The sequence below is a fragment of the Pantoea folii genome (assembly GCF_056678875.1).
Genome location: NZ_JBWXON010000002.1, coordinates 194694 through 212228 on the forward strand (window position 1 = coordinate 194694; position 17535 = coordinate 212228).

Below are 17535 nucleotides of genomic sequence, written 5' to 3' on the forward strand. Positions count from 1 at the left end.
TCAAAATCCAGGTTTCATACACCGGTTAAGCGGCCGATAATGGAAGCCTGAAATGACCTGGTTTCCCACTTTAAACAGGTAGATGCGGGCGGTGAAATTCTCGTCCGCCAGCGGATCAATATATTTCCCGATAGCGGGATCCTGCGTATCAGGACCCGCAATACGAAAAGATTTGCGAGTGGAAACCGTTACGGAATCAGGATGGTAGTCATAATCAAGATTCACGGTGCGATCAACATTAATCCTGCTTTCAAGCCCCTGCGGCGACATAAACGCCAGATAAGCATTTAAATGACCTTCACGACTGCCGCTCAATATATCCCAGTAGCCATGACTGACTACGGTCCGGTCAGGTTCATCATAGATAATATAGGTCTCGGCCCGGCAATCGCCAGAAAATGGCCGTACAAAATAGGGCAGCGAAAACCAACCCAGCAACAATGCCAACAGGCAACATGCCGCGGAAACAGCCATTCTCATGGATGATTTCTCCCGATAACCGCAAATGTCTGGCAAGAGGTTGTCGCCAGTTCAATTTCGCCTTTGCACACAAAAAAATTAATCGCGTTGCCACGATCGGCATTAATGTAGATTTTGCTGTGCGGCGTAATGGAAACCTGCATTTTGTTAAGCCAGTAACTCACGCGTCTTGCCGAGTCATGTTTGTCATTTTCCACGTATTGCGAAAACAGAAAGCTGTGCCCATCAAGCAGAAGTGGTTCGCCATACCGCAATGGGTGGATAAGTTGTTGGCCACGAATCACAGTGCCCACGAAAAAAAACAGGCAGCAAAGCAGCAGCGTAAGTACCCTGAATTTTATCTTTGTCGGTTTATTCTTAAGCGCTGATTTCGATGTATCAGAAATAGAGATCGCTGATGTTTCTTGCTTTTGATTCAAACCATCCTGGCGTTCCGGTAACGAATAATTTTGTGAGTCTGAAACCAGAGTGATGCAACCGGGTTTTAAGCGATATCCCATGTATCCCAGTGTTTCAAGAATTTCGCCTTCTACTTCCAGTGAGGCGAGTGATTTCCGGATGCGAAAAAGGGTTTGTCGTACGGTATTATCGGAGACCACAGCACCATGGTTTCTCCAGCAAGCGTCATGTAATGCTTCTTTGGAAACGATATTACCTTCATGCTCACACAGGTACGTCAGGCATATTTTACTTTGCCTGCTAAGAATAATCTCTTTATCTTCCAGCCTGATCAGACCGGTATCGTTAAAAAAAATAATGGTCACTTCTGCCTGATCCCCACGGCGCATCTTCAACGCACACTTTTCATGCGGCTGATTATAACACGGTCTGACAAAAGGGCATGCTGATGATGACAATCAGGTAGGTAACAGCTTTGTCACAGGGTTATCTATTTGATTAATATGTGAACTATCTCCATACTGGTGACTTTTAAGTGACATTTACGCCAGTATGTTGAAAGCCTTCAATCTAGCCAATAATATCCGCATCGGATTAATCGCATGGCATCGGCTAATATCGTTCAGATGAATCTGTAATAATTGCATATTGGCGTGATCACAATTGAGGAACATCAACAATGCATGGCGTCATTAAAATAACGACAAGCAAAATCAAAAATAAAAATATCGCTATTATGACACCCAGCGCGATCACCTATTATGGTATTCGCGCCATGTTGACAACATTGAATGCTGTGACGGTGACTCACCATCCCATCCAAACCCATGATGAACAGATCAGCATCATTGATAGAGATTTGGATATGATTATTATCGATACTGAGGTTGGCAATGCAGATGTTATTTCTATGCTGATAAAATCTTACTTGCCCACAGCATCAGTCATAATTTTAACCCGAGCATCGGATGTCAGGCTATTACAAAAATATAAAAAATCAGGTGTGCAAGCCATATTAAACAGGAAATGCAATCAGCGCGAGGTTGAAGATGCGGTGACGGCAGTACTTGAACATCGAGTCTGGGGATTTGAAGTCAAACCCACTGCACCGCAAAAGGGTTCATCTTTACGACAGGTATTCTCATCAAGGATGTATGAAGAAGCGATGCTTTCACTCAGTACCACGGAAAGAACGATCATCCGCTCCATCTATCGCGGTCGTACCGTAACGGATATTGCTGTTGCCAAAGACAAAAGTATTAAAACCATTAGCAGCCAAAAACAGTCTGCAATGCGCAAACTCAATGTAAAAAATCTGGCTGAACTCCATCAGCGGTATCACGCCTGGCTGGAATAGTACCTGCCAGGCCATTTCCTTCCCACATACCACCGTCTTTTTCCTCTTGATTTCCCGACATTTTTCCTCATTTCCCGGCACCGGAGAGCCACTCCGGTGCACCTTCGGTTAGACGTTGTTCTTAATTTTTTTGTGATGGGTTTCTTAAAATCGTGCGCTGAAGTTAGGTGAAATGCCGACAGATTGTTATGAATGAAGCTAACTTAAGTTTCATTCGAAAATCGGAGCGACAAAATGAATACATCCTTTACCTCTTTACAACAACCTGAAGATGCAAAGCAGCATATCCGCTTGATGAAACAGGTGCTCAGAGCGCAAATCGGCGATGTTGAGGGCCTGTTTGAGCAGGTCAGAAGTAAAATCCTCAGCGAAATTGCTGTAGCTCGTGAGGAAGAAGCGCGAAACGGCACGGCATGGCCACAGGTACGTTGGGATGACATCGCCGCAGGGCGCATTTCCGATGAAGTGAAGGATCACATTCGTCGTCGCGGCTGTGTGGTGGTGAAACAGACCTTTACGCGCGAGCAGGCGTTGGGCTGGGATGCGTCGATGCTGGAATACCTTGATAAAAATGATTTCGATGAAGTCTATAAAGGGCCGGGTGACAACTTCTTTGGCAGCCTTGATGCCTCACGCCCTGAAATCTATCCGATCTACTGGAGCGAAGCACAGATGTCGGCGCGTCAGAGCGACGCCATGGCACAAACCCAATCCTTCCTGAATCGCCTGTGGACCTTCGAATCCAACGGAACGCGCTGGTTTGACCCTGATGTCAGCATTATCTATCCGGATCGTATTCGCCGTCGTTTACCGGGCACCACATCAAAAGGGCTGGGCGCGCATACGGATTCCGGGGCGCTGGAACGCTGGTTACTGCCAGCTTACCAACAGGTGTTCAGCAAAATCTTTAATAACCAATTTGATCAATATGATCCCTGGGATGCGGCACATCGCACAGAAGTGAATGAATATCAGGCTGGCACCACCACCAAATGTTCGGTATTCCGCACTTTCCAGGGATGGACTGCATTGTCAGATATGCAATTGGGTCAGGGCTTACTGCATGTGGTGCCGGTTCCGGAAGCGATGGCGTATCTGTTGCTGCGTCCGCTGCTGAAAGATGTACCAGGGGATGAACTCTGCGGTGTTGCACCGGGCAAAGTATTGCCCATCTCAGAGCAGTGGCATCCTGAACTCATCGAGGGACTGTGTTCCATTCCAGCAATGGAAGCGGGTGATTCTGTCTGGTGGCACTGTGATGTTATCCATTCGGTTGCACCCGTTGAGGATCAACAGGGTTGGGGCAATGTGATGTACATTCCGGCTGCACCCCTGTGCGAGAAGAATGCCGCTTACGCCACTCAGGTTGCTGAGGCGCTGGCAACCGGTGCCTCACCGGGTGATTTCCCGAAAGAGGACTATGAAGCCAGCTGGCGCGATCGATTCACTTTGGACGCGTTAAACAGCAACGGTCGTCGCAGTCTCGGCTTAGAGTAAGTTTCTGGTAAGCTGGATAAAATTTTAATTAAAGCAGGCACTATGAACGCACGTCATCAGCACATTATCCAACTGGTCAGCGAACGCGGCAGCGTCAGCGTCAGTGAACTGGCGCAAACCACCGGCGTTTCCGAGGTGACGGTGCGTCAGGATCTGAATGTTCTGGAAAAGGGTGGCTTTCTGCGCCGCGTGCACGGGTCAGCCGTGGCGCCAGAAAGCGATGATGTCGGTGCACGCATGCAAACGCGTTTTGCTGTCAAAAAACGTCTGGCGGAGTACGCCGCCTCGCTGGTTAACGCAGGTGAAACGGTGTTTATTGAAGGCGGCAGCACCAACGCTTTGCTGGCACGCGAGCTGAGCGAACGCGGTGATATCACGATTATCACCGTCAGCCATTACATCGCGGGATTACTGCGAGAACAGGGCGGTGATGTGATCATTCTTGGCGGGCTGTTCCAGAAGAGCAGTGAGTCGGTAGTCGGGCCGCTGACGCGATTGTGCATCCAGCACCTCAACTTCCATAAAGCTTTTATCGGTATCGACGGCTGGGATGCCATCACCGGTTTTACCGGTCGTGATATGCTGCGCTGCGATGTGGTCAACGCCATCATGGAAAAGCAGACGCACACTGTGGCGCTCACCGATTCATCAAAGTTTGGTCAGATACATCCCTTCGCTCTGGCACCGAACGTGCCCTTTAAGCAGGTGATTACAGATAGCCAACTGTCGCCGGTGTATCAGGAAATATTGCGCCAGCAGCCAATGGAGTTAACGCTGATTTAGCGGGTAAAGAGGCTAACAGGCGTGACAGGAAGCGCGTACGATCAGTTCCCCCTGCGCGATAAGGTGGAGTGGGCTGGCCTCAGGATTATCCAGACGGTGCATCATCGCCACCACCGCGTTATGTCCAATAGCATTGAATGGCTGTTTCCAGGTGGTTAACGGGATACCCAGCAACGCGGAATATTCATTGTCATCAAAACCCACTACGTTGATTTTGACTCCCTGCTGACTGCAGAGGGATAGCAATTTCATCGCGGTAAAGTCATTGGCACACACCACATCACGCGCGCCACTGGCCAGCAACTGGTGGATAAAATCAGCGTGATTCTGTTCGCCTTCATGCTGCCATTCCGGCAGGGGAGAAATGCCGGCTTCCTGCAACGCCAGTTGATAGCCAAGCATTCGCATGTAAACCGTATTTGCTGAGAAACGTTCACAGAGGAAATCGATGCGACGCGGGCGATCGGCTAGTAAATGCCGTGTCATCACGGCTCCCGCTGCGACGTTATCGATGCCAATTAAATCCCACCGGCTGCGCGCGGGCCACCGCACCACATCACTGTCCAACAGCACCACACTCATGCCGTCGCGTTCCAGTTTACTCAGAATCAGTTGATTGATTTCAGTAGCGAAGGGATGAAATTCAATGGGAATAAAGAACACGCCTTTCACACCGCTACGCTGGTAGCGCTCAATCACACCCTCAATCTTGCTGATGATGGACTGCCACGAAGCTCCCGTGCCCAGCGTCATGACACCGTTCCACACCAGATCAAAGTTAAAGGGCTGAGACAGGGCGGCAATGGATTTAAAGATCTGCTCAAACAGAAATCCACTTTCGTTGGCTTCCATGCGCGGGGAAAGAATACCCAAAGCCATCGCAGGCGGCAGGTGTGTCATCTGGCTGGGTTCAGCATAGGTAATGTAATGGCCTGAACCCTGAGTACTGCTAATCAGTCCCTGTTCACGTAAGCGTGACAATGCGCGAGACAGCGTGGGGCGTGAAACATCCAGTTCAGCACACAGCATCACTTCAGTCGGCAAACGTTCACCGCTGGCATAATCGCCACGATGAATACGTTGAGTTAATTCAAGATACACGCGATCCAACTTGCCTGATTTCGCCATAGTGCGGTTTGCCCGTTGATCAACAGTTTCAGCGATGGAACACATTAAGGGAGTTAATAAGTAAAATCAACCAACTGAAAAACGTGCAAATTTGTAAATTATAAAAAGTGATAGTGAATTCGATTTTTTAAAAACCGCACGACCTCGAAATGAAAAATAGCGCACAAACTGCACGTAAACTTGTGATCGACTCCGCTAAATCGCCTTTACTGCTCGATATGTAATCCATTTGTGTTTGATTTGTGATCAATTCCAAAAGAAAAAGTAAAAATGTTGCGTAAGGTTGTCATCAGTTGTCAGGCATTTAATTTTACAAATTTGTAAATATAAACCCTACATCTGTGCCTTTTAGGGCCAACTGAGGAATGACACATGTCTCAATACGCAGCATTGGTAGAGAAGGTCATTAATGAAAACCGCGACACGCTGTTGGCGGTTGATCCGCAGCAAATCGACCAGCTCATCACAGAAATCCGCCAGGCGAAAACCATCCAGCTTTATGCTATGGGCCGCATGCAACTGTCAGTGCGTGGCTTCGCCATGCGCCTTAAGCACATGGGATTTGACAGTTATGTCGTGTATGACACCACGTCGCCCTATCTTGGCAAAGGTGATTTGCTCATCGTGCATTGTGCCGTCACCAATGTAGAACTGAACATTATCAAACTGGCGAAAGAAGCCGGTGCCCGCATCGTGTTGCTCACCGCCCACCCTGAAAATGAACATGGCCAATATGCGGATCTAGCTGTGCGTGTTCCCGGCCAGATATTTGGCGGCGATCAGGAAATTCCCTCCATTCAGCCAATGTCCACCTTACTAGAACAGTCGCTATTCCTCTTCACCGATATCGTCACCATGATGCTGATCGAGCAGTGCGGTATTCAGATGGATGCGATGAAAGCCAGCCACACCAACCTTGAAGGGTTGCCTCATAAGTTTGCCTGAGCGGAGCGCATGCGATGAAAGACGGTGACATCATTCAGATTGCTCATCTGGTGGAAGATCTTGATGGGGCAATGCAGCACTACTGGGAAGCCTTCAACATGGGTCCGTGGGATGTCTATACCTACGGTCCCCATAACGTAAATCAGTCGATTTACCGTGGCCAGCCGGCAGAACATATCTACAAAATTGCCGTGTGCTGGATCAATGGCGTACAGATGGAATTGATGCAGCCGGTCTCAGGCTACAGCATCTATGACGAGTACATCGAAAAGCACGGGTACGGCTTACACCACCTCAAACTCTATTTTGCCGATTGTGAAAAGGCGCTCGAAACCTACAAGGCACGCGGATATGACGTCGTGCAGAGCGGCAACATTGGTGATGACGTTTTCTATTACCTCGATACCGAGGAGCGTTTTCAGGGTGCCGTGATCGAAATCGGTAACGCTGGCTCCATTCCTGAACCTGAACGGCGCTATCCCGCCTGATAAAGGACACACATCATGATGAAAACGCGTAATGCGCTCACGCTGGCACTGCTGCTGGGCGTAACCTCACTCTGCACATCGCTGCCTGCTCAGGCGGCAGATGAATACACCATGGTCGGTATTCCCAAACTGCGTTCTGCGTGGTTTAACGATTATGAGACCGGCCTGAAAAAAGCCGCCAAAGATTTCAAAATCGATGCCTATCAGCAGGCGCCAGCCTCCGCTGATGAAGCGCAGCAGGTGCGCATTATTGAAGACAGCATCACTCAGGGTGCCAATGCACTGCTGGTGGTGCCGAATAATGCCAGCTCGGTAGAGCCCGTCTTCAATCGTGCGCGAGGCCAGAAGATTGTCGTCATCACCCACGAGTCAGTGAACCAACCGGGCGCTGACTATGACGTTGAGATGATCGAAAACGAAAAATTTGGTCGCTACATGATGGATGAATTAGCCAAACATGCCGGTGGCAAAGGGGAGTTCGCTATTTATGTGGGTTCACTGACGGTACCGGCGCACAACACCTGGGCAGATGCAGCGATCAAACAGATGAAAGAGAAATATCCCGATATGAAGCTGGTCTCCGATCGCTTCCCGGTGAGCGAAGATCGTAACGCCTCACGTCAGAAAACACTGGAGCTACTTTCAACTTATCCCGATATGAAAGGTGTGCTGGCATTCGGCAGTCAGGGTGGGCCGGGTGCCGCACAAGCGCTGCGTGAAAAAGGCCTGGTGGGGAAACTCACTGTTATTGGAACGACGTCCCCGAAAGAGAGTGCCACCTTCCTGAAGGATGGTTCCTTAACCGAATCGATTCTCTGGAGCCCGGGTGAAGCCTCCTATGCCATGGCCTACATTGCCAAAATGGTACTGGATGGCAAGCGGGATCAGATTAAACAAGGTCTGGAAATCCCCACGCTTGGCGTACCGACCATCAATGGTCAAAACATCATCTTTGATAAACCACTGACCGTCACCAAAGACAATTACAGCAAGTACGATTTTTAATCATAAGGGCGGCATTCGTGTCGCCCCAAAGCCTATACGTTTTATTGGTGAGACGTCATCGATGATGCCCGTCCCTTTCACCGCAGAGTGTGCGGAGGTCGTATGCAGTTTTTGTCTGTGGCGAACGTCACGAAAAAATTTGGCGGCGTGACCGCACTCAACGATGTCAGTTTTGATATCAATGAAGGTGAGGTACACGGCCTGGTGGGTGAAAACGGCTGCGGTAAATCCACCTTAATGAAGATCATTGCTGGTGTTGAATCACGCGATCGCGGCAGCCTGACCATCAAAAATCAGTCCATCCAGCGTTTCACCGCAATGGATGCGGTGAAGCAGGGCATTGGCATCATCTACCAGGATCTGTCGCTGTTCCCTAATCTCAGCGTGTTAGAAAACATCTATATCAGCCAGATGCTGAATGACCGTAAAGCGCTGGTGCGCAGTAGCACATACAAAGATAACGTCGTCAAAATCATCAATCAATTGGGCATTCACCTCGATTTAGACGCGACGGTAGACGAACTGCCCATTGCCAAACAGCAGTTGGTGGCGATTGCACGTGCGCTGGTCAATCAATCGAAACTGATCATTCTCGATGAACCTACGACCGCGCTGACACGCAGTGAGATCAATAACCTTTTTGCCATTTTGCGCCAGTTAAAACAACAAGGCATCGCCTTCATTTTTATCAGCCACAAGCTGAATGAATTACTCGAGATCTGCGATCGCGTCACGGTGATGCGCGATAGCAAAGTGATTGACTGCCAGCCCACGGAAAAACTCACCGGTGGGGATATTGAAAATCTGATGCTGGGCTATGCCCTGACTTTTGAAACGCGGGCATCGAGTGCGACAGATGAGGTGCTACTCAGTGTGCGCCATCTTAGCAAACGCAACAGCTTTCAGGACGTCAGTTTTGAATTACGCAAAGGTGAAGTGTTGGGCATTGCCGGTTTACTGGGTGCCGGACGCACCGAACTGGCCATGGCGCTGTTTGGCGTGGAACCGGCACAGAGCGGCGAGATTTATTTGCATGGCCAACCCGTCACCATCAACAGCATCCATGCTGCGGTAAAACACGGTATCGCCTATGTTCCCGAAGATCGCCTGGCACAAGGGCTCATTATGGAGCAGAGCATCGCGGCGAATGCGGCCATTTGCACCCTGGATCACTACCTGACCCCAATGCGACTCCTTAACAGTCAAAAAATGCGCGATACGGTTGAGGAGTTGCTCAAAGGCATGCAGGTGAAATATGGCAGTCAGGACCAACCGATTCGCATGCTTTCCGGTGGCAATCAGCAAAAAGTGGTGCTGGCAAAATGGCTGGCGATGCGACCTCAGGTCTTCATTCTGGACAGCCCAACCGTGGGCATTGATGTGGGTGCCAAAAACTACATCTACCAAACCGTGAAAACGAAAGCGCAGGAAGGCATGGGCATCATTTTTATTTCGGATGAGCTACCAGAGCTGCTGGCCAATTGTGACCGCATCATCATGATGCAACGCGGTCGTCTGGGCAAAAGCTGGCGCAGTGACGAAATCGATAACGAAGCGCTGCAACATGAGATGGAGCGGCAATAACGCCCACAGAAGGAGAGTGTCGTGGATATGATGAAACTGTTCAAAGCGCGTGAGACCCTGCTGCTGGTGCTGATCGTCGTGCTGTCGATTGTGATCACCAGTATCAATCCCAACTTCATTAGCTTTGATAATCTGACCGACCTGCTAAAGTCCTGGACCGTGCTGGGCATCTTTGCATTGGGTGTCTTACTGGTGCTGATTTCCGGTGGGTTTGACGTTTCGTTTACCGCCATTGCCCAGGTAGCGCAATATGTGGTGGTGTTCTGGTTCCTGCAACTCGGGCTCGACAATATCTGGCTGGCGATACTCTGCGCACTGATTCTCGGCGCCTTAATGGGATTGCTGAACGGCATCATCATCTATTACTTCAAAATCACGGCTATTATCGTGACGATTGCCACCAACAGTCTCTTTTACGGCACCCTTTATGTCGTGACGCAAGGTGATTTGATTTACGACTTGCCGCCTTCACTACTCACTCTGGCTGAGATCAAAATCTTCCCGTTACAGGCAGCAAACGGCGCCTGGTATGGCTTGAGCCTGGTGACCTGTTTGTGGTTTGCCCTGGCGATATTCCTGCATCTGTTCCTCAAACACACCGTGCTGGGGCGCAGCATATACGCGGTGGGCGGCAATGCGCTATCTGCAGAACGCGTAGGTTTCAACCTGCGTCGCACGACGTTGTTCATTTATACCTTTGTCGGGGCCATTTCGGGATTTGCCAGCATTATCCAGGTGTCGATTGTGCAGACGGTGATCCCCAATTCAATTGTGGGTTCTGAGTTGCAGGTGATTGCCGCCGTGGTGCTGGGAGGTGCATCGGTCACCGGTGGGCGCGGTAGTGTAGCGGGAACCTTGTTAGGTGTGTTGCTGTTCGCGATCCTCAGCAACAGCCTGACACTGCTAAAAGTCTCGCCTTACTACTACAACGTCTTCACCGGTTTGGTGATTCTGTTTAGCGTGTCACTCAATGCGTTGCAAATTCTGCGGCAGAAAAGGGCGCAGGTGCGTGTGGTGGTGGAACAATGAGGAGCAAAGCCATGAAAACTTACGCGCCCGGGCGCCTGCGTCTCAGTGCCGTTATTGCGGAGAATCTGTCGCTGTATGTGGTGCTGATCGCCGTATTTATCCTGATGTTCGCACTCAATGGCGAGAAGTTTATTCGCACGCAGAACCTGATATCGATGGCTTATCAATTACCGATTGTGGGTTTGCTGGCGATTGGCATGATGATTTCAATGCTGTCCGGCGGAATCAATCTCTCCATCATCTCCACTGCCAACCTTAATGGCATTATCATCGCGCTGGTGCTGCAAGCCCTCTCCTCACAGGGCATGAAACTGGCGGGTGTGGAACTGGTGTTACTCGCCGTACTGCTCGGGTTTGTAGCCTGCCTGCTGGTGGGGGTGATCAACGGCTTGCTGATCTCGATCCTCAAGATCCCCGACATTCTGGTGACACTCGGCACCATGACGCTGATTGCCGGATTGAATGTGGTGCTGACGCGCGGCTATACCCTCTCAGGTTTCCCGGATTCATTGCTGAGCATAGGTAATGGCGTCAGTTTCGGTATTCCTAATGCTCTGATCCTGTTTTTCGTGGCAGCCATTATTGCGTCAGTGGTGCTTAACAAAACCCGATTTGGTTTTAGCCTGTATATGATGGGTTCAAACGCGACGGCGGCGCAGTACGCCAACGTCAATCTGGTTAAAATCACTGTGATGCAATATGTGTTCTCTTCAACGTTCGCGGCGCTGACCTCGCTGGTGATGATGGGACAACTCAACTCGGTCAAAGCCAGCTATGCGGATTCTTATTTGCTGGTGGCGGTACTGGCCGCGTTTCTCGGTAAAGTGAGCCCGTTTGGCGGATTCGGTCGCGTTTCGGGTGTGGTCCTGGCGGTGATTATCCTGCAGATGATATCCAGCGGATTAAACCTGCTGCGTCTCGATCCCTTTATGATCACCGCGACCTGGGGGGCGATAATTATCGCCATTGTGGTGTTCCGGGGCTTGTTCTCTCAGATTAAACTGGGTATGGGTAAATAATTAAAACATCAACATCGCGAATTCAGGATTCAATGTTCCCTAACATCACCTCTAAAAGACTGCACTATCGCCAGTTAGTTGCCGATGACTGGCGATTCTTTCTCTCGCTGCAACAGGATGAGCGTGTGATGCGCTATGTGGCCGATCCGCAGCCTGAAGAAGAGATTCGACGTGACAGGTTCGAGATAAGATTGCCCCACTGGCAGAAAGGCAGCACCCATTGGCTGTGTCTGGTGATGATGGAACAGGGGCAATCAGCGCCGTTAGGTGTCACCGGATTTATCGATCGCGGTGACGGCGTGGTGGAAGTCGGTTTTTTGCTGGCAGCAGAAGCTCAGGGCAAGGGATTTGGTACGGAATCACTTCACGATATTGCACGTTATGCGCTGAATGAACTGGGCTTTCGCAAGCTGATTGCCACTGTGACCGCAGGAAATGAAGCCTCACGCAGGACACTATTAAAAGTGGGATTCCAGCAGGAGGGCACCTTGCGGAAAAGCTATCATCTCGCGGGTGAGTGGCGCGACGATTGGGTATTTGGATTATTCGCGGACGAATGGAGGCCACTCTAACCTGCGATTAACGCCTGTGCCGTTAATTCATCGGTAATTAATCCCGTCACCAACCCGCTGGCCAATACCGCGCGGATCGCGTCGACTTTGCTTAATCCCCCCACCAGCGCCACAATCTCGGCGCGGTGGGCAAGCTCTAAATCCACCGAGAGCGTACGCGCTGTCAGGCTGTTGTGAATCATCTGCCCGCTGGCGTCAAAGAAATGACCGAGCAGCTCACCGACAGCGCCAGAAGCCGAGATATCGTTGATCTCGGCTTCATCAATCATACCGGCTTCAACCAATTGCGCGGCCGGTTCCACAGTTCCGATTCCCACCAGCTTCACCTCGCTCTGTGCGGCCATGGCAAACACTTCGCTGACGCCGCGCTGTTTAAGCAGCACGTCGCGGTCTTCCTGAGTATTAGCGAAGAACGGCACCGGCATCATATACGCCTGCGCACCGGTCTTTTCGGCAATGCGATGCATGACATCGTGGGGATTGAGCGCATAGTTGCGCGTCAAACAGCCCAGCAGCGAAACGAAGCGCATATGCGGGGCGTCAATGCGCGAGAGTTGGTGAATAGCGGCGGAAAGGGTGCGGCCGTGTCCCAGCCCCAGGGTGATCGCAGGCTGCGACGTGAGGAGATTGCGCAGATAATCCGCGCCCGCCATACCCAGCGTTCGCACTGGTAATCCCTCTTCACCAAGGTCAGGCGCAACGTGGCAAAAACGCAGTCCGTGCTTTTCGCACAGCTGATCTTCCAGCGCCACGCACGCCATGATATCGCCATCAATCGACACCTTCACCGCACCCTCCGCGACCATCTTGGCAATCATGCGATGGGTTTTGACCGACGGTAATCCCAGACGTTTGGCGACTTCAGCCTGGGTCAGGCCGCCCACGTAGTGCAGCCAGGCGGCACGCAGGGCTAAAGAGTCATCGCGTTCAGCGGGAGTAGGAGCCGGTTTCATGTTTCATTTCCTGATCAATAGGCTTAGGAAGCCAGATGCAAATCCTGCACGCCCGTATCAATGTGCGATGCCCAAAACGCAACGCTTTCCGCGATATCCGCCACCACCTGGCGGTCAGTGGGTTCACGCTCTTTAAAACTCAGTTCGAGGCAAATTTCGTTATCCTGCGCGCCACCGCGCGCCAGCGCGTCCAGCAGCGGCTGGGGCTGAATACGGCCGCCCGCATTGTACTGCAATGTGAAGGGTCTGTGGCCGCCTTTGTCCATCATGCTTTGTTTTATATGAATAATCGGCGAGTAGCGCGGCACCGCTTCAGCCCACGCGTAAGGGTCGTAATCACGCGGGTCGATTGAAGTGACATCGCCGTGATCGATATCCGCCATCATCCACATCGGCAGGGCAAAGGACTCACTGCTCAAACGCTGCTGCAGTGCGAGGCAAGCCGGAATGGTCTCACCAAACTCGCGTCCGATGCTCATCGGTTCCCAAAACAGGTATTTCAATCCGGCGGATTGCGCATGCTCCGCCACCTCGGCCCAGCAATCAATCGCGATATCGATCAGCGCTTCCCGCCGCACTGCATCGTTGAAATCCTGCTGGGTGAAAATGGCGAACTGCGATCCAACCGCCTCGCCACCCAGTTCTGCGGTGATATCGGCGAAGGTTTTAAACCAGTCAACGTAGTAGCGTCGCACGTCAACGTCCGGATGACCAAAATGATTGAGGCGGCCATAGGGGCCGGTCATACCCGATGTCACACGCACCCCGGTTTCCCGCAACGCCTTCTGCATCTGGCGCGACATGCGGTTGATGGTGGCGGCTGGCCAGCCAGGATTGATAAATTCATGGGTTAACTGCAGATCGCGGATACGGATCTGTTGTGCCACGGTGTGAATCAGATCCTGCGGATCGGCAAAACGATTCACTAGCGGATTGGTATTCAGCGAGAGCGTTAAGGGCATGATTACGCCTCCTTACGCAGCGGCACGGCTGTAGCAAAGGTCGCGTCAAACCATTGGGTAAAGGCCTGCTGCTGAACTTCGGTCAGATGCAACTTGTGCTTAGTGCGACGCCACAGCACATCTTCCGCCTGCTGCGCCCACTCATTTTCTACCAGGTAGCGCACTTCAGCTTCATACAACTGCGCGCCGAAATGGCGGCCCAGATCGTTGAGCTCACGGGCGTGACCCAGCACTTTCTCAATGCGCGTGCCATAAAGGCGCGCATAGTGTTTGCGCAGCGGCGCCGGTAACCATGGCCAGCGTGTTTTCACTTGCTCAAGGAAGCTCTCGAAATCGCCATTTGCCATATCACCGCCCGGCAAAGTGGCATCGCGTGTCCAGTCTTCACCCATATCAGGGAAGAAGGGCGCAAGCTTCTGGATAGCGTGTTCTGCCAGCTTGCGGAAAGTGGTGATTTTGCCACCAAACACATGCAGCAGCGGGGCGTTTTGCTGATCGTCGAGATCGAACACGTAGTCACGCGTCACGGCAGAAGGGTTACCTTTGCCATCGTCAAACAGCGGACGCACACCCGAGAATCGGGTAATCACATCGCTGGCGCGCAGTTTTACTTTGAAGTAGCGATTGACCACATCAATAAGGTACTGCTGCTCGCTGTCATCGGCGGTCACTGCTTCCGCTTTGCCCTGCCACGGAATATCGGTGGTGCCGATCAGGGCTTTATCGCCTTCATAAGGGTTGATGAAAATGACGCGTTTATCAGTATTTTGCACCAGATACGCCTGCTGGCCTTCCCAGAATTTCGGCACGATGATGTGTGAACCTTTAACCAGCCGCACGCTGCGGTTTCTTTTGGTCTGGGTGACCTGATTTACGATATCCAGTACCCACGGGCCGGCCGCATTCACCAGCACTTTGGCATAAACCGTGCGCTGAGTACCGCTGGCCTCATCCTGAATCGTGACTTCCCACTTGCCGCTGATACGTTTGGCCGACACACAGCGGGTACGCGGCAGAATCGTGGCGCCGCGTTCCGCAGCATCCACGGCATTCAGTGCGACCAGGCGTGCATCATCGACCCAGCAATCGGAGTACTCGAAGCCTTTGCTGTAGCTATCGAGGATTGGGGCGCCTTCGGGATCGCGCATCAGATCAAGCGATCGCGTGCCGGGCAGCTTTTTGCGCCCGCCTAAATTGTCATAGAGGAACAGCCCCAAACGCACCAGCCACGCCGGACGATCGGTCGGGCTATGCGGCAACACAAAGCGCATCGGCCAGATAATATGCGGTGCGGCATTCAGCAACACTTCTCGCTCGATCAGCGCCTCGCGTACCAGTCGGAATTCATAATATTCTAGATAGCGCAGCCCGCCGTGCACCAGTTTGCCCGAGCGCGAGGAGGTACCCTGTGCCAGGTCATCTTTTTCACACATCATCACGGACAAGCCACGCCCAGCCGCATCACGTGCGATGCCCGCGCCATTAATGCCACCGCCAATGACAAACAGATCCAGCGTATTTTCACTCATGGTGTACTCCTTAAAACTTATTCAGTGCATGCCAGGCGGCAGGGAGATCGCTGCGGATCTGCTGATAATGGGGAAACAGTTGGTTATAGCGCTGCGACAGTTCAGCGGAAGGCGGTTCAGGCGTATCCAGCAACGGGCGCACCCAGGTTTCCACGCACTGCGCCATGGAGGGATAGGCGCCAATCGCCACCGCTGCCATCATCGCGGCGCCCGCTGCACCGGCTTCATCACGCTGGCTGATACGCACTGGTGCGCCAATGCAGGCAGAGAGGATCTGCCGCAACGGCTGAGAACGCACCGCGCCGCCGGTAAGACGAATTTCACCCGGCAAAGTACTGCCCATCGCCTGATAACAATCGCGCGCGGCCATGCCGATGCCTTCAATCACGCCGCGCACCAGGTCGGCAAAGTTGTGCTGATAGTTAAGTCCGGTGAAGCTGGCGCGCGCATCGGCGTTGACGAACGGCCCGCGTTCACCGGCAATTGAGATGTAGGGATGGAACAGCAGGGTGCCGGGTTCGGCTTTGTTGAGCCACTGGTCGATATGCGCCACCAAACGCGCATGATCGATTTCACAACCGAATCCGCTCAGCAATTCACTGGCCACATTCAATAGCCAGTCGAGATTGAGGGTAGACGCCATATTGGTTTGCACCTGCGTCACATAGCCCGGCCAGGGCAGCGGAATCACATAGCCAGTTTGCGCTGGATTCAACCACACCTCATCAATGGTCACGCTGCGCAGATGCACCCCGGTTGAGCCGACAATCGAGCAGGCGGTATGGGCTTCGCCGGTGTGCACGCCCGCGCCCAGTGCGGTCATCGCCATATCCACGTAACCCAGCGAAATTGGTGTGCCGGTGCGCAAACCGGTGAGCGCAGCGGCCTCAGCGGTTAACGGATGGGTGATTTGCGTGCCATCAATAATTTCCGGCAGCAGATAGCGGCGATGTTCCAGCCCCAGCGCCGCGATAACGGTATCGTCATAACGCTGGGTGCGGAAGTTACCAAAGGTGAAGCTGGCCTCGGAAGGATCGGTGGCACGTACGCCCGTTAGATTGAGGTAAAGCCAGTCTTTGCAATGCAGCGCCACTTCGCTCTTCGCCAGCAACTCGGGAAAGTGCTGGTCCATATGCGCCATCTGCGAACCCTGTTGGCAGGTGTTCAGCCCGGTACCGGTGGTTTTAAAACGCTCGGCCGCCAGGGCGTGCTGGTTCAAAGCATCCACGGTATGCGCCGCACGCGCATCCAGCCAGATCCAGGCATCCTCTACCGGCTGATTGTTGGCGCCCACCAGCCAGGTGCCATCCCCTTGTGCGGTGACGGCCACGGCCACCACGCGGGAAGAGAGATTTTCCACACGCTCGCCCAGTTTCCGTATCGCGTCCACGGCATCTTGCCAGGTCTGCGACATGGATTGCTGCGCGGCACCACCTTCGCTGCGGTAATAGCGGTTACGCACGGAGGCGCACGCCAGCTGTGTGCCTTCCAGATCAAACGCCACCGCTTTCACCACGGAGGTGCCGGAATCCAGACCCAGAATGATATCGCTGTTACCCACGTACACCTCCGAAGGGAAGAAAAGTTGACCCATCACGTCGTGTTAATTCCCTGTGATGAATTTGCTAAATAATGTCTTACACCACTTCCCATGGAGATAACATATCTCATGTATTATTTTTCGATAAAACGAATAAATTTCACTTCAGTTAGCGAGTTTGATCACGAAAATGGCGGTTGTACACGACAATATGAAATGAGATATCACATGAAGAAGGCTTGTATGGCGGGCTTTTATTAGCGAT

General features: G+C 52.1%; 17 protein-coding genes. 10 read left to right on the forward strand and 7 right to left on the reverse strand.

Going from position 1 to position 17535, the window contains the following annotated elements:
- The gene (locus tag AC1MDE_RS04400; protein ID WP_064511341.1) at positions 1-480 is read right to left on the reverse strand and encodes a hypothetical protein; all 480 of its coding nucleotides are present in this window, start codon (positions 478-480) and stop codon (positions 1-3) included.
- Entirely contained in the window at positions 477-1268 is a 792-nt protein-coding gene (locus tag AC1MDE_RS04405; protein ID WP_479401620.1) for a winged helix-turn-helix domain-containing protein, read from the reverse strand. The genes AC1MDE_RS04400 and AC1MDE_RS04405 overlap by 4 nt, the downstream gene beginning before the upstream one ends.
- 290 nt (positions 1269-1558) lie before the next feature.
- On the opposite strand from AC1MDE_RS04405, the gene AC1MDE_RS04410 reads away from it, so the two are divergent.
- The 3 genes from AC1MDE_RS04410 to AC1MDE_RS04420 all read left to right on the forward strand — a co-directional run bounded on the left by AC1MDE_RS04410 (position 1559) and on the right by AC1MDE_RS04420 (position 4516).
- Positions 1559-2236 carry a LuxR C-terminal-related transcriptional regulator gene (locus tag AC1MDE_RS04410; RefSeq protein WP_479398539.1) on the forward strand — a complete coding sequence of 226 codons (678 nt, stop codon included), beginning with the start codon at positions 1559-1561 and terminating at the stop codon, positions 2234-2236.
- A gap of 234 nt (positions 2237-2470) precedes the next feature.
- Positions 2471-3733: a DUF1479 domain-containing protein gene (locus tag AC1MDE_RS04415; protein ID WP_480344330.1), complete on the forward strand. Its 1263-nt coding sequence runs from the start codon at positions 2471-2473 to the stop codon at positions 3731-3733.
- Positions 3734-3775: 42 nt separating this feature from the next.
- On the forward strand, positions 3776-4516 hold the full coding sequence (locus AC1MDE_RS04420) for a DeoR/GlpR family DNA-binding transcription regulator (RefSeq protein ID WP_058960521.1): 741 nt from the start codon (positions 3776-3778) through the stop codon (positions 4514-4516).
- 12 nt (positions 4517-4528) lie between these two features.
- Here AC1MDE_RS04420 and AC1MDE_RS04425 read toward each other — a convergent pair whose 3' ends face one another.
- Entirely contained in the window at positions 4529-5644 is a 1116-nt protein-coding gene (locus AC1MDE_RS04425; RefSeq protein ID WP_480344331.1) for a GntR family transcriptional regulator, read from the reverse strand.
- A 372-nt stretch (positions 5645-6016) separates the two neighbouring features.
- Between AC1MDE_RS04425 and AC1MDE_RS04430 the strand changes: the two genes are divergently transcribed.
- From AC1MDE_RS04430 to AC1MDE_RS04460, 7 genes are all read left to right on the forward strand, one after another.
- A complete protein-coding gene (locus AC1MDE_RS04430; RefSeq protein ID WP_058960523.1) occupies positions 6017-6589 on the forward strand; it encodes an SIS domain-containing protein in 573 nt (190 codons plus the stop codon).
- A gap of 14 nt (positions 6590-6603) precedes the next feature.
- On the forward strand, positions 6604-7077 hold the full coding sequence (locus AC1MDE_RS04435) for a VOC family protein (RefSeq protein WP_058960524.1): 474 nt from the start codon (positions 6604-6606) through the stop codon (positions 7075-7077).
- Positions 7078-7092: 15 nt separating this feature from the next.
- The gene (locus AC1MDE_RS04440) at positions 7093-8082 is read left to right on the forward strand and encodes an autoinducer 2 ABC transporter substrate-binding protein (RefSeq protein ID WP_236699738.1); all 990 of its coding nucleotides are present in this window, start codon (positions 7093-7095) and stop codon (positions 8080-8082) included.
- A gap of 102 nt (positions 8083-8184) precedes the next feature.
- The gene (locus AC1MDE_RS04445) at positions 8185-9666 is read left to right on the forward strand and encodes a sugar ABC transporter ATP-binding protein (protein ID WP_479400885.1); all 1482 of its coding nucleotides are present in this window, start codon (positions 8185-8187) and stop codon (positions 9664-9666) included.
- A 27-nt stretch (positions 9667-9693) separates the two neighbouring features.
- Positions 9694-10695, forward strand: coding sequence for an ABC transporter permease (locus tag AC1MDE_RS04450; protein ID WP_479399816.1), 1002 nt, complete (start codon positions 9694-9696; stop codon positions 10693-10695).
- 11 nt (positions 10696-10706) lie between these two features.
- On the forward strand, positions 10707-11714 hold the full coding sequence (locus AC1MDE_RS04455; RefSeq protein ID WP_479398530.1) for an ABC transporter permease: 1008 nt from the start codon (positions 10707-10709) through the stop codon (positions 11712-11714).
- Between the two features lie 32 nt (positions 11715-11746).
- Positions 11747-12286, forward strand: a complete 540-nt coding sequence (locus tag AC1MDE_RS04460) for a GNAT family N-acetyltransferase (protein WP_058960527.1) — start codon at positions 11747-11749, stop codon at positions 12284-12286.
- Here the strand turns inward: AC1MDE_RS04460 and AC1MDE_RS04465 are convergent.
- The 4 genes from AC1MDE_RS04465 to AC1MDE_RS04480 are packed head-to-tail and all read right to left on the reverse strand — an operon-like array spanning position 12283 to position 17324.
- The gene (locus tag AC1MDE_RS04465; protein ID WP_058960528.1) at positions 12283-13239 is read right to left on the reverse strand and encodes a sugar-binding transcriptional regulator; all 957 of its coding nucleotides are present in this window, start codon (positions 13237-13239) and stop codon (positions 12283-12285) included. The genes AC1MDE_RS04460 and AC1MDE_RS04465 overlap by 4 nt on opposite strands.
- Positions 13240-13262: 23 nt before the next feature.
- Positions 13263-14201: a sugar phosphate isomerase/epimerase family protein gene (locus AC1MDE_RS04470; RefSeq protein ID WP_058960529.1), complete on the reverse strand. Its 939-nt coding sequence runs from the start codon at positions 14199-14201 to the stop codon at positions 13263-13265.
- A gap of 2 nt (positions 14202-14203) precedes the next feature.
- Positions 14204-15730 (reverse strand): glycerol-3-phosphate dehydrogenase, encoded by a 1527-nt coding sequence (locus tag AC1MDE_RS04475; RefSeq protein ID WP_480344332.1) that lies wholly within the window; start codon positions 15728-15730, stop codon positions 14204-14206.
- Positions 15731-15740: 10 nt separating this feature from the next.
- A complete protein-coding gene (locus tag AC1MDE_RS04480) occupies positions 15741-17324 on the reverse strand; it encodes an FGGY family carbohydrate kinase (RefSeq protein ID WP_480344352.1) in 1584 nt (527 codons plus the stop codon).
- Between the last annotated feature and the right edge of the window lie 211 nt (positions 17325-17535).